10 protein-coding genes are annotated in these 14,128 nt (G+C 33.6%); 3 read left to right on the plus strand and 7 right to left on the minus strand.

The annotated features are described in order from the left end of the window. The first annotated feature begins 99 nt into the window (after nt 1-99). The 3 genes from PW52_RS04825 to PW52_RS04835 are packed head-to-tail and all read left to right on the plus strand — an operon-like array spanning nt 100 to nt 2,983. Complete coding sequence (locus PW52_RS04825; protein ID WP_044631796.1) at nt 100-1,158, plus strand: NAD-dependent epimerase; 1,059 nt, start codon at nt 100-102, stop codon at nt 1,156-1,158. A gap of 9 nt (nt 1,159-1,167) precedes the next feature. Then, nucleotides 1,168-2,142 carry a glycosyltransferase family 2 protein gene (locus PW52_RS04830; protein WP_044631797.1) on the plus strand — a complete coding sequence of 325 codons (975 nt, stop codon included), beginning with the start codon at nt 1,168-1,170 and terminating at the stop codon, nt 2,140-2,142. Further along, a complete protein-coding gene (locus PW52_RS04835) occupies nt 2,102-2,983 on the plus strand; it encodes a lysylphosphatidylglycerol synthase transmembrane domain-containing protein (RefSeq protein ID WP_044631798.1) in 882 nt (293 codons plus the stop codon). Before PW52_RS04830 ends, PW52_RS04835 begins: the two co-directional genes overlap by 41 nt. On the opposite strand, the gene PW52_RS04840 is transcribed toward PW52_RS04835, so the two are convergent. From PW52_RS04840 to PW52_RS04870, 7 genes are all read right to left on the minus strand, one after another. Next, a complete protein-coding gene (locus PW52_RS04840) occupies nt 2,980-4,566 on the minus strand; it encodes an ArnT family glycosyltransferase (RefSeq protein ID WP_052823384.1) in 1,587 nt (528 codons plus the stop codon). The genes PW52_RS04835 and PW52_RS04840 overlap by 4 nt on opposite strands. 20 nt (nt 4,567-4,586) lie before the next feature. Beyond that, nucleotides 4,587-5,288: a phosphatase PAP2 family protein gene (locus tag PW52_RS04845; RefSeq protein WP_044631799.1), complete on the minus strand. Its 702-nt coding sequence runs from the start codon at nt 5,286-5,288 to the stop codon at nt 4,587-4,589. Between the two features lie 126 nt (nt 5,289-5,414). After that, a complete protein-coding gene (locus PW52_RS17055) occupies nt 5,415-7,460 on the minus strand; it encodes a BspA family leucine-rich repeat surface protein (protein WP_052823385.1) in 2,046 nt (681 codons plus the stop codon). Between the two features lie 160 nt (nt 7,461-7,620). After that, nucleotides 7,621-7,914 carry a F0F1 ATP synthase subunit epsilon gene (locus tag PW52_RS04855; RefSeq protein WP_044631800.1) on the minus strand — a complete coding sequence of 98 codons (294 nt, stop codon included), beginning with the start codon at nt 7,912-7,914 and terminating at the stop codon, nt 7,621-7,623. Nucleotides 7,915-8,012: 98 nt separating this feature from the next. Further along, nucleotides 8,013-9,521 (minus strand): F0F1 ATP synthase subunit beta, encoded by a 1,509-nt coding sequence (atpD, locus tag PW52_RS04860; RefSeq protein WP_044631801.1) that lies wholly within the window; start codon nt 9,519-9,521, stop codon nt 8,013-8,015. Nucleotides 9,522-9,688: 167 nt separating this feature from the next. After that, a complete protein-coding gene (locus PW52_RS04865) occupies nt 9,689-11,356 on the minus strand; it encodes an SGNH/GDSL hydrolase family protein (RefSeq protein WP_044631802.1) in 1,668 nt (555 codons plus the stop codon). Nucleotides 11,357-11,361: 5 nt separating this feature from the next. Beyond that, a complete protein-coding gene (locus tag PW52_RS04870; RefSeq protein ID WP_044631803.1) occupies nt 11,362-14,115 on the minus strand; it encodes a TonB-dependent receptor in 2,754 nt (917 codons plus the stop codon). Nucleotides 14,116-14,128: the final 13 nt, after the last annotated feature.

Below are 14,128 nucleotides of genomic sequence, written 5' to 3' on the forward strand. Positions count from 1 at the left end.
TTTGTTTCCTAAGTATTAAATAACTGTTAGTATTTGCTTTATGTCTGTTTTGTACGAATAAGAATTAATAACTTGGTGTATTAATCGAGTTATTTTCGTATGAAAATTTTAGTAACAGGAGCTGCGGGATTTATTGGCTTTCATGTGGTTTCAAAACTGTTAAAAGCAGGTCATTTTGTAGTTGGTTTCGATAATTTAAACAAATATTACAGTGCACAACTTAAATACGACCGTTTAGCACAAACTGGAATTTTAAAACATAAGGTTTTAAATAATGTTGAGGTTCAGTCCGAAACGCATTCTAATTACTTTTTTATTAAAATGGATTTATGTCAAAAGGAAGCTGTTATGCAACTTTTTGAAACTCATAAATTCGATATTGTTATTCATCTGGCAGCTCAAGCGGGTGTTCGTTATAGCATACAAAACCCCGAAATATATTTAAAAAGTAATGTTGACGGATTTTTAAATATTCTTGAAGCTTGCAGGCAAAACCCTGTAAAACATCTAGTATATGCTTCAAGCTCTTCCGTTTATGGTAATCATAAAAAAGTGCCATTTTCTGTAAAACATAAAGTAGATACACCTATAAGTTTATATGCTGCAACCAAAAAAAGCAATGAACTTATGGCGCATACATACAGTCATTTATTCAAAATACCAACTACAGGGTTACGTTTTTTTACGGTTTATGGGCCTTGGGGTAGGCCAGATATGGCACCGTCACTTTTTACCGATGCCATTATAAATAACAAACCCATTAAAATTTTTAATAACGGTAAAATGAAACGCGATTTTACTTATGTAGATGATATTGTAAAAGGCATTATAGGAATAAGCAAACATCCGCCAGTTGTAAAAAATAAAAAACCACCCTATGTGTTACACAATGTTGGAAATAGCAAGCCAATTAAACTTATGGCATTTATAAAAGCCTTAGAAAATAATTTAAATATAAAAGCCAAGAAAATGTTTTTGCCTATGCAACCTGGCGATGTTAAACGAACATTTGCGAATGTAACCAGCTTAAAAAAAGCAATTGGTTATAAACCAACAACGAGTTTAAACGATGGTGTTAAGGCATTTGTAGATTGGTATGTCGATTATTTTGCTGAAAAAAACACCAAAAATTTAGAAAAAGAAATTCAAGAAAATTAAAAATTTACAATGAGCTCTAATACATATATATCTGTAGTAATACCTGTTTATAATGAAGAAGGTAACGTTGGGTTATTAACAAAATCTATTGAAGATGCTTTAAAATTGTATAAATATGAAATTATTTATGTTGATGATTTTTCAACAGATAAAACCAGACAAGAAATAAAAGATCTTGAGAACCCTAATGTGATACTTATTGAGCTTAAACGAAATTACGGACAAAGTTCTGCACTTGCTGCTGGTATAGAGTTTGCTCGTGGAAATTTTGTGGTTACTATGGATGGCGATATGCAAAACGACCCATCCGATATTCCAAACATGCTAGAGCTGGCTATTGCCGAAGATTGGGATTTGGTAACAGGAATTCGCGCTAAGAGAAAAGATAATATTATAAAAACTTTTCCGTCGAAAATAGCTAATTTTATAATTCGAAAAGCAACAAAACTTCATATTTCAGATGCTGGTTGTGCTTTAAAGGTAATGACTAGCGAAACGGCAAAAAATATTCCACTTTACGGCGAGTTACACCGTTTTATTGCGTTAAATGCTCATATTGATGGTGCCAGAATAACCGAAATACCAGTAAAACATCATCCGCGTAAGCATGGTGTTTCAAAATACGGTTTAGGAAGAACATTTAAGGTAATGAATGATTTGTTACTTATATTATTTCAGCGTAAATACCTTCAAAAACCCTTGTATTTATTTGGTAATATGGGAATGGTATTTTTTGGATTAGGCATGCTAATTAATTTATATTTATTATACATTAAATTTTTAGGTTCCGAAATTGGTACAAGACCTTTGTTATTACTAGGAATTTTATTAATTTTGGTTGGTATTCAGTTGTTTACGATTGGAATTGTTGCCGATTTACTGATGCGTACCTACTACGAGTCCCAAAACAAAACACCTTATAACGTTAAAAAAATCACGAGTTTTGGAACAACGGACAAAAAAACAGCTTTACACGTATCTTAAAATAATAGTAACCGGAGTTTTATTAACTTTTGTTATTAAAAGTATCTCATTTGCTCAAGTTTTAAATGCTTTAACCAGGGTAAATCCTAAATTTTTTGCTGTAGCACTACTTTGTTTCGTGTTGTCTCAAATTATTTCGGCAAGACGGCTTTTTGTTTTGTTTAGAAGTCAAGATTTTGGAATCTCCAGAATTAGCAATTACAAATTATACCTACTTGGTATGTTTTACAATTTTTTTATTCCTGGAGGTGTTGGTGGCGATGCTTACAAAGTTTTTATTTTAAATAAAACGTTTAAATGGCCAATAAAAAAGCTTAGTGCTGTTATTTTTATCGATAGGTTTTATGGGTTTGTAGCAATAAGTTTTATAGTTGTTCTATTAGAGTTTTTTGTGCCTTATTTTAGAGAAGAAAACTTACTTGGAATTTTAGGCTTAGCCTTTTTAGGAGGCATAATTTTAACCTACTACATTATAAAAAAATGGTTTAAGTCGTTTTTAAGTGTCTCTATAGTCGCTATTGCTTTGTCTTTAGTTATTCAAATTTTACAGTGTGTTGCTGTGCTGTTTATATTATTAAGCATCTCGGTGCAGCCTAGCGAATTTGTAATTTACATATTAGTATTTTTAGTATCGTCTGTACTTTCTATATTTTCTTTTTCTGGAATTGGAGTTCGAGAAATGATATTTTTGCAAGCCTCGACAATATTCTTGTTCGATGATACCAAAGCCGTAGCAGTTGGATTATTGTTTTCTATAATTACAGCGTTTATTGCTTTATTCGGTATTGTATATCATTTTAAAAGCCAAAAAAGACCTTATTTAAAACAGCGTATCTGTTAATTTTTACTTTTGAAAATTCTTGTGGTATGGTTTTCAAAAATGGCTTTTTGTTCTAAAATAAGTTCTAAACGGTTATCGGCTTCAAGTAACTTGTAATCATTTCTATGGTTTGTAATGATAAAACCTTCTGGATGTGTTTCAATAAATTTAAACACCGTTGAAACGTCTTTTGCAATCTCAAATGTTTGCTTAAAATTAATTGGAAAAGCGGGGTCCATGCTTTTAAAAAACAGTATGTTACTATTTGTTGGTAATTTATTTTTTGCAACTTCAACAGGACTTTGTGCTGTTAATTTTGGATAAATAATTAGAAATAATATAGGCGCTAAAATGATCCAGCCTATAGCTATACTGTAAAACGATTTTTTAAAACGATTTTTAATGTAAAAAATTAATCCTATTAAAGTCATAATTGAAGTTGGCATTAACCAAAACGCCACATGACTAATTTGCGATAAAGATTTTTCGTTAGTCAGAGCCAATTTCCCAGCAATGGGTAATAAAACTGATAATATTGTTATTAAAATAACTACTATAGTAATTCCTGTTTTCTTTTTATTATTTTGAAAAGCTTTAACTAAATACAAGCTTATTAAAAATGCTAAAAACGGATAACAAGGCATGGTGTAGTTAGGTAATTTTGTGCCAGAAATGCTGAAAAAAGCAATAAAAATAATCGAAGTTATTAAAGCAAATAAGGTTAAAGTGTTTGTTCGGTTTAAAAAGGCGTGTTTAATAGCATGAAATGTAAAAAAAGAAAAGGGCATTAACCCAAGTAAAACAAAGGCCCATGTAATTAAAAAAACACCTCCATGACCTTCCATTTTGCTTCCAAAACGGTTTATATTATGGTCAATAAAAAAACCTTGTGTCCACGCACCATTAGTTTTTATATGCACCATAATGTACCACGGCAGCGCTATTACTAGTATAAGTAATAAGCCTAATAGTGGTTTGTTTTTAAAAATAGTTTTAAAATTAAATTGTTTTGTGGCTAAAAGGTAAATTAGGCATATTAAACCTGGTAAAGCAATTGCAACAGGTCCTTTTGCTAATACACCAAAACCTAGGCATGTGTAAAAAGTCCAAAGTGAAATGGGGTTTTTTGTACACTGAAAGTTGTAAAAATTCCAAAGCCCACAGCTTATAAAAAAAATAAGGTAAGGATCTGGTACAGATAGATGAAATTCTTGAACAAAAAACACCGACGACCATAATATTAAAATGAAAATAAGGGCATTAATTTTGTTCGTAAATTTTTTTACAAAGTAGTAAGAAGTCACCATTGTTAAAGCTCCAAAAACGCCAGAAAAAAAACGTGCCGAAAAGGCATTTATACCAAATATTTTATAACTTAAAATCATAAAAAAGTAATGCAAAGGTGGCTTATCTGTGCGTAAACTGTTATTAAAATATGGTGTAATTAAGTTTCCATTCATTAGCATTTCTCTTGCAGCTTCGGCATTTTTGGCTTCGTCTAGAATATAAATGGGATATTGTCCAGAACCTAAAATGCAAAGTATTAAACTAATAAAAAATATAGTTAAGGTAGTCTGGTGTTTAATTAAAAAGCTTATAAACAAAGGGAATATTTGGTTTTAGTTTAATTCCAAGATTCTTCAATAATATCTTGTTGTTCTTCTAAGTAAACCTCAAGATGTTTAAATTTTGGGATTAAAAATTTATTCATCCAAGGATATTTTTTATGAATTCTTTTTGTAATTACTAGAGATAAAACTGCTGAGGTAAACCCAAATAGTAATCCAAAATACACATCAATTAAAAAATGCTGAATTAAATAGATTCTTGAAATACCTACAAATACAGATAAAAGCATCATGCACCATGTTATGCTTCGTATTTTTTTAAAGGCAAATGCTATAAAAGTGGCACCAAAGGTTGCTCCGGTAGTATGTCCAGAGGGAAAACTTGTGGTTCTGTAAACTCTTAAGTTTTCTATACGGTAAAGTAAATGTTCTTTACCAATCGCTTCAAAATAACCGAGAGGTCTTAATACTTCAGGAAATAGTAAAAGCTTATTAATTTGTATGAGTATAAAATGGATAGTCAATCCTATTAAAAAGGCAATTAACCATTTTGTTTTTTTTATCAAAATTAAAACAAGTGCACTAATTAGCATAAAGCCTTCACCTAACCATGTTGTTTTAATAAAAAAGGTGTCAAGACTTGGCGTGTGAAAGCTGTTTACATAAATTGAAGATGCTTCTTTAGAAACAAAAATAAGTGGAAAAAACACTGCTAAAACAATAGCAAAAGGTAATACCGTTTTAAACTTAACTTTCATGTAAGTAAAATTACACTATAGTAAATCTTGGTGTCTTAATTTTATGTTATGCCTTTATATTTTAGGGTTAAGTTTTAATGGTATGTTTTAAATAATTGTTACGAGGTTATTGGTAAATAATTTCATCTAGCGTATTAATGCAAAATGCCCTTTTAAAGAAGTGCCATTGTTAAACAAGATATTATACCAATAATCGTCGTTTGGCAACATTTTTTTTGAGTAAGTACCATCCCATCCAGAGTAGGGCTCATTTAATTGTTTTAGTAATTTACCGTAACGGTTAAATATGAGCACTTTCGAAATAGAGCTAACAGTTTCTGGAATAATCCATTTATCATTATATCCGTCGTTATTTGGCGTAAAATATTTTGGAATTCCAGTATAGGTTAATACTGTTTTAAAGCTATCTACAAGGCAAGATTCGCTTTCTGTAATTGCATTATAAGGCGTTATTTTTACAAAAATAGTTTGGTTTTGGGGTAAAGCCATTTCTGGCGTAAAGGTGGTAGTATTTGCAACGTCCAATGTGTCAATTATGTTATTTGCTTCAAAGTTTGTTCCTATTGATAACTTATAGCCTTCTGCTCCCTTAACATTGTTCCAGTTTATGTTTGTTGAAACATCAACATTTGTAGCACCAGAAGTAGGGAAGGTTAGATTAGAACAATTAATGGCACTTGATATTATTGTAAGCGGAAAATTTACTTCCGAGCTACAATAAGCATTGTACTTTGAGTAAATATACAGTTGAATGGGATAGGAATCGAAATCGTCAAAATTTATGCTATCTCCAGAATTATAGGCTACACCATTACCATCAGGTTGGGTATAATATTTTTCGTTTCCTGTTAATTTTTCACCTGTAATTTGCGGAAAAGTAAAATTATCTACAACGTTTTGGTCGGTTAAATTATTTAGTATTGGCGCAACAGAGCCACCATCAATTATATTCCAATTAAATTCTGTAATTATTTTTTCTCTAGCGTCTTCGGCAGAACAATACGTGCTGTAGCCACCATGAAACTCGACATTTGAACTTAAATTAAGCTTCGACCAACCTATTAATAAGGAGTCGTAGTTTGGGGTAGATAACGCAATGCCTGTAAACATTCCGAACATTTTTAATACGTTCGATACATTCCAGTTACTTAAATCTTGGTCGAAATTGTTAGCCAACCCAAACATAAGTTCCATATTCGTTACTTTACTAACATCCCAAATACCTATGTTTTGATTAAAAGCTTCTGCAGCATAAAACATATTGCTCATGTTAAGTACATTGCTAACGTCCCAATCACTAATATCTTGGTTGAATTTAAAGGCATGAGAAAACATTTGTTTCATGTCCATAACGTTACTTACATCCCATCGCGTTATATCGTGATTAAACTCGGCGTTTAGGTAAAACATATTACTCATATCGGTAACTTGTTTTACGTTCCAATTTCCAATGTCATGGTTAAAACTTGTGGCTTCAAACATGCTAGCCATTGAGGTAACTTTGCTAACATTCCAATTTCCAATATCTTGATTGAACGACCTAGCGTTAGCGAACAGATTACTCATGTTTATAACACTACTAACATTCCAACTGCTAATGTCCTGATTGAAGTTATAAGTGTTAGAAAAAGTATGCATCATATTGGTAACATTACTAACGTCCCAGTTGGAAATATATTCGTTAAAACTTAGAGCGCCATTAAACATATAAGACATGTCTGTTACATTTGATGTATTCGGAGTATCGGAATAATTGCCTACCAGCCTATAACAACCATTAAACATGTTGGACATTGAATACCAGTTATTGTTGCCCCATTGCTCTATGGTTAGTAAACGGTCTTGGTACGCAAAATTTAGGTTTGGGAAATCACCAGTAATACTTACCGTGTAAATACCTGCTAATTCATAATCGTGACGGGTGTTTCCTGTATGATTTGTAGTGATGTTACCATCGCCCCAGTCTACTGTATAATTATGGCCGTTTCCAGTGGTAAATATGGAAACAAAATTATCTAATCTAACATCAAAGTTATCGACTTCTTCTCCTATGAACCAAGTCGTAACAAAAGGTGTGGTTCCTGAGAATGCATAAAATGAATTTAGTGCGCAAATAATAATGAGCAACCTAATATTGGAAATTAGCTTTAATGTGGTGTTTTTTAAAGTCAATTAAAATAAATTATTTAGAATAGTTGGTGGTACAAATATAAAAAATAACCAATTGATTTATAAACAGATGTGTTTTATTGTTGTGTGGTTAGTTTTAAAAATAGATTAAAAAAAATGCGAAGCATTTGCTTCGCATTTTTTTTATTTATTTAAGGTTGTTTTAATCTGCTAAAACAATAACTTTATTATTATTAATTTCTAAAGTACCAGAATTAATAGTTACCGTTAGTAATTTCTTGTCGTCTTTATGAGGAACAACATTACCGTGTAACTCATCTAGCTCTAGGTGGCTTTGCGAATGTGTTCTTATTTTAACGGTACCTTCTTTTAAAAGCGATACAATAGGAGCATGACCTTGTAATAACTCAAACTCTCCATTTATACCTGGTACAACAACAGAGTCTACTTCCGAACTAAAAAGTGTTGCTTCTGGTGATACAATTTCTAAATACATAGACAAATTTATTTGTCATCCTGAACTTGATTCAGGATCTCATTATTTTTATTCTTAATACAAATAGATGCTGAAACAAGTTCAGTATTAGCTTTGGTTTACGCCTCAGCTAACATTTTCTCACCAGCTTCAATAGCTTCTTCAATACTTCCTTTAAGGTTAAATGCAGATTCTGGTAAGTGATCTAATTCACCATCCATAATCATGTTAAAACCTTTAATAGTTTCTTTAATATCTACTAATACTCCTGGTATACCTGTAAACTGTTCAGCTACGTGGAAAGGTTGAGATAAGAAACGTTGTACACGTCTAGCACGTCCTACAGCCATTTTATCTTCTTCACTTAATTCTTCCATACCAAGAATAGCAATAATATCTTGTAACTCTTTGTAACGTTGTAAAAGCTCTTTTACACGTTGCGCACAGTTATAGTGATCTGCACCTAAAATATCTGGAGTTAAAATACGTGAAGTAGAATCTAATGGATCTACCGCTGGGTAAATACCTAACTCGGCAATTTTACGAGATAATACTGTTGTAGCATCTAAGTGAGCAAAGGTTGTTGCTGGAGCCGGATCTGTTAAATCATCTGCAGGTACGTAAACCGCTTGTACAGATGTAATAGATCCTTTTTTAGTTGAAGTAATACGCTCTTGCATCGCACCCATTTCGGTTGCTAATGTTGGTTGGTATCCTACCGCAGATGGCATACGACCTAAAAGTGCCGATACCTCTGAACCTGCTTGGGTAAAACGGAAAATGTTATCAACGAAGAAAAGTACATCTTTTCCTTGTCCGTCGCCAGCACCATCACGGAAATATTCAGCAATAGTTAAACCAGATAAGGCAACACGCGCACGTGCTCCTGGTGGTTCATTCATTTGTCCGAATACGAAAGTAGCTTTAGAATCTTTCATAGCAGTTTTATCTACTTTTGCTAAATCCCATCCACCTTCTTCCATAGAGTGCATAAAATCATCTCCGTATTTAATAATACCAGATTCTAACATTTCTCTTAAAAGGTCGTTTCCTTCACGAGTTCTTTCACCTACACCAGCAAATACTGATAAACCACCGTGACCTTTTGCAATGTTATTAATTAACTCTTGTATTAATACTGTTTTACCTACACCGGCACCACCAAATAAACCAATTTTACCACCTTTTGCATAAGGCTCAATTAAATCGATTACTTTAATACCTGTAAATAAAACTTCAGTTGAAGTTGATAATTGGTCAAACGCAGGGGCTTGACGGTGAATTGGTAATCCTGCATCGTTTGCTTTAGGTAAGTTACCTAAACCATCAATAGCATCACCAATTACATTAAATAAGCGTCCGTAAATATCGTCACCAATTGGCATTTGTATAGGTGCACCAGTTGCAACAACTTCAGTTCCTCTACTTAAACCATCAGAAGAATCCATAGCGATAGTACGAACAGTATTCTCGCCAATATGCGATTGTACTTCTAATACTAAAGCAGAACCATCTGGCTTTTGTATTTCTAATGAATCATAAATTTTTGGAAGCTCTGAACCAGCTTCGAATTCAACATCGATAACTGGACCAACTATTTGTGCAACTTTACCTGTAACTTTAGACATTGCTTATTTGTTTAATATTATGTGTTTTAATTAAATGAAAACACTTTTAGTTTTCGCGTGCAAAGATATACCTTTTAATTTAAATTGAAAGTTGTTTTTTTGTGTTTTTTCATAATAAAAAAACACCTTCGTTTTGAAGGTGTTTTATAAATTGTGAAATTTTTAACTTATTGTAGTAAAGGCGAATAGTTTGTTGGGTAGTTTCCAATATCGACTAAATTACCTGAGGCTTCAAAATTACTACCGTAAGTAATATCTATAGCTTTCATAAACTCGTTTGCAATGTAGGCATAACCTCTTGCAGTTAAATGTACACCATCAAGAGAAAAGGCACCACCAGTTACTAAATTAGAGGTTAAAATAAAATTATCTGAGGCTAGACCTGTTGTTGCTAATTCAGATAAAAGTGCATTAGCATCTACAAAGGCTAAACCGGCATTGTCTGCTGCAGTTTTAAGAGTTGCATTAAATAAATCTGTTGCGATTTTAATATCCTCTTGTTCGCTTGGTAACAATACCCATTTGTCTTCTAAAGGTAATGTTATACCTTCAACAGAAAATTGTGCAGCTAATTCTGGCGATAAATTATAACCTAAAAGTGTAGCATACGAAGTGGTATTGACTTCACCTATCACTGAACTGCTAGGTAAAACAAATAAATCACTTTCTGTTGCTTGTCTTGCTTGACCGTAATAGTTTCCCATTAGAGTTGCTACCAGTGGTACAAAAGATTCAGATAAGCCAAGACTTTGTACAAAAAGTGAAAAACTATCGCTTGTGCTTAAAGCGGCTGTTATTTGCATAGATAAATCTGTGAGTGTTTCATCGCGAATAACCACACCATTAGCTTCAGTTTCAGAAAAGGTTATAATTCTTGAAGGATCTAATACCGAGAAAATTTGGTTTAAAGCACCATAAACAGTATTTAAAGTTGGTATTTGAGCAACTAAATCGGCTCCTGAGTCTTCATCCGTAGGATCTAGCGCATTATAAGGTACAGTTGTAAAATGCGGAATATCTGTTACATAAGGAATATTTGCCATTACACCTTTCGCTCCATTTGATGTAAGTGAAGTAATAAGTGTATTAATGGCAAAATTAAACGTTGTTTCGTCTGTAATAGGGTCGCTACCGTCTCCTCCTGTTGTTGCATATCCTAATACATCATTATTTCCTGCCCAAAGTGTGAAAAACGTTGGGTTTTGCGCCATGGCTAATTCTAATACACTGGCATCTGGTGTACTACCTGTCATTCGTATAAAATAAGGATTTGCAGCTGCCGGAAAGTTAGTAATGTTACCATAACCTGGAGCGATTATATGAAAACTTTTTGCTCCTGGAACGCCCATGTTGTTAAATGGCCCAGTAGGGTTGTTTAATAAAAAATCGGTTGTTGGTGTAACATCTCCAATAACATCAGTTAAAGCTAAGGGCGCGCCACCAGTAGTTACTAAACGCGGTGCTAATAGCTGTTCGCCAGTATCAGGATCGTAAACTATATTTCCGCCTAAAATAAGTCCACCAAAATTATCATTCATTAAAGGCTGGGTAAATGTTCCAGCGCCTAAAGATTGAAATTTTTGAGATAAAATATTAGGCATAGAATTTTCTTGACTAGCAATAAAAAGAGCATTGTCTGTAAAACCTGCTGTTAATGAGTTACCTATAGCTACATAAGTAGAGAAGTCAACAGAACCTGAAGTTAAGCTAGGTAAGGTTTCTGTGCTTGCGTCTATATTAAAGTCGGCTAAAACATCTTCTGGATCGTTACAAGAAACAAACCCAATTAGTAAAACAAAAAGCCATGTATATTTAGTGTAAGTTGTATTTTTCATAATAATTATAGGTTGTTAATTGTCCAAGAAACGTAGTACATAGAGCCAATATTTCCTGTACCAAATGCAGTAAAGTATTCGTCACCCAAAAGATTGGTTGCACCAGCTTTAAAAACGGACTTAATATTTGGGACTTTTATATTGATTTGAGCATCAACAACATGAAATTCTGGAACTAAACCGTTACCAAAAGTGGCTTCCCAATAGTAATCATCGCTAAATCTATAAGCGATATTAAAGCCAAAATTTTTAAATAATTCGGTATTACCGAATGACGCTTTAAATTTATGTTCTGGCGTATTAAAATTTGTTGTAAAATCTGGAAACTTTTGACGATCGAAATCTAATTTTGCGTAAGTATAGCTTCCACTTAAATCGAAATTTCCAAATACTTTAGTTGAAACGCCAACCGAACCACCATAAGAATTAACATCTGCAGGAGAATTGGTATAAGTACTATATGCTTGATAATCATCGTTGGCAATTGCAACTACCGAAGCGCCACCGTCTCCAACGGTACCATAAAATGGAGAAATTACTACCTCTTGCGAAATAAAATCTTGATACTTGTTATAGTAAGCGCTAAAATCGACAATAATACCATTGAATTTACCACGATATCCAATTTCGGCCGATGTTACTTGTTCAGGCTTTATAAGATCTGGGTTTGAAATTTCTAAAACTGCAGGGTTCCCAGTTTCTGCTAATTCTAAAACGGAACTTGCAGTGTATGAGTTTTCGTAAGCAACTCTACCTGTTTGAGTTATGCTTTGTTGTTGCGTTAATGCTTGTCCTTCTGTACTAAGAGAATAAGTGCGTTCGTAACGATCTAAATTGTCTGGAGCAGCACCAATTAAAATGGCTCTACCAGCATCTAAACCAATAAATAAATCTTGCGTTGTTGGATTTCTAAAACCAGTTTGAGCTGAAGCTCTAATGTTATGGTTTTCATTAAGTGTTAAACCTAAAGATAAACGTGGAGATACAAACCCGTCAAAGAATTCAGATTTGTCATAACGTGCAGAACCAGTTATTTTAAGGCTTAGGTCTTCATCAAATTCTATGGTTTTTTGTATTTGCGTGTACAAACCATACTCTGAATAGTCAATTGGTCCATCGGTATCTGTATAAATGGTTCCAAATGAATTTAAACTATAGCGTCTGTATGATCCGCCAACTTGAATTTCGGCCCAATCCATTAAGTGTCCAAAATTGTAATTAGCATCGGAATGATAGTATTTTGAGGCATCTTGAAACTTAGAGCCTGTCGCTAAATTGGGGTCTTGAATGCTGCGGTTAAAAGCATCTTGGTATTCTGTACTTCCTGGCAAATATCTGCCAGATTCGGCTTGGGCACGAGCGGCAGCATGAGCTTGGGCTTCGGTTGCACCGCCAATAGTTGCTCCGGCGTAGGTTTCTATGTATTGTCTAAACCAATCTTCGTCGCTTTTCCAAGCGCGGTTAATATTAATACCGGTAAATACCATATCGTAAGAGTCTCCAGCTTTATCGGCAACGATATAACCTCTTACAAAAAAGTTATCGTTTTTAAATTCTAACTTATGTTGTTGTTGGAAAAAATTATCGATGTAATAACGGTTTGTTCCTTGGTAAATGGTAGAACCCGTACCAACTTTTCCAACATATTGAATTTCGAAATCGTTAGCCCAAGGACGTAAAAATAGGCCCCAATCAGCTTTTATACTTTCGGCATTATAATCTGTTAAATCACGTTCGTTGTATCCGGTTCGGCTTACTTCAACATCAGGAATAATACCTTTAATTGCATCTGGTGCTTCCGAGCGAATATTTGCTGAAACTTCGTCACCATAAACGTTAATTCCATCGTAATTTAAATTTGCTCTACTTCTCGTTGGGTCAATTTTGTCAATTTCGCTAGTGGCAGCCCAATCGGTTCCTTTTAAATAACCAAAATTAATTTTGGCAGCAAAGTGTTCGGTAAATTTATAAGCGGCACGAAAATTAACATCGATATAATCGTTATCACCTGCAGCTTCTTGCGAAGTGATTCCTTTTTTTATTGAACCGCTAATCCCTTGATGATCGAAAGGGTTTTTACTTCGCATAAATAAAATACCATTAAAGGCATTAGCACCGTATAATGCCGATGAAGCTCCTGGTAAAAGCTCTACGCTAAGCACGTCGGTTTCTGTCATTCCAACCAAATTGCCAATAGGGAAGTTTAATGCAGGGGTAGAATTGTCCATGCCATCAACTAGCTGCATAAAACGGTTATTTGCAAAGGTTGCAAATCCACGTGTATTTATTGATTTGAAGGTTAAACTGTTTGTATTAACATCAACGCCTTTTAAGTTTTCAAGACCGTCGTAAAAATCTGCGGAAGCAGTATTTTTAATTTCTTTTAACCCAAACCGTTCAACGGTTACAGGTGATTCGAAAACACGTTCTGGTGTTCTGGAAGCGGAAATCACAACTTCGTCGAGTGTGGTGCCTTCTTTTAAAGCAAAGTTTAATTTTTGGTTGTTTTGGGTTACTTGAATTGTGGAACTTTCAAACCCAACGCTACTAGCCTGTACTGTAAATGGTGGATTTTGCCCGTAGGTTAAAGTAAAGTTGCCATCAAAATCGGTTACAACTCCTGTAGTGGTTCCCAAAATTAAAATATTTGCTCCAGGAATAGGTTGGTCGTTATCATCAACTACCGTCCCCGAAATGGTTGTTTGAGCAAAGGATATACTACAGAATAGTAACAAAAAGAATTGGAGAATTGTTTTCATCTATAAAATTTAG

The sequence above is a fragment of the Neotamlana sedimentorum genome (assembly GCF_000943565.1).
Taxonomy (GTDB): Bacteria; Bacteroidota; Bacteroidia; order Flavobacteriales; family Flavobacteriaceae; genus Neotamlana; species Neotamlana sedimentorum.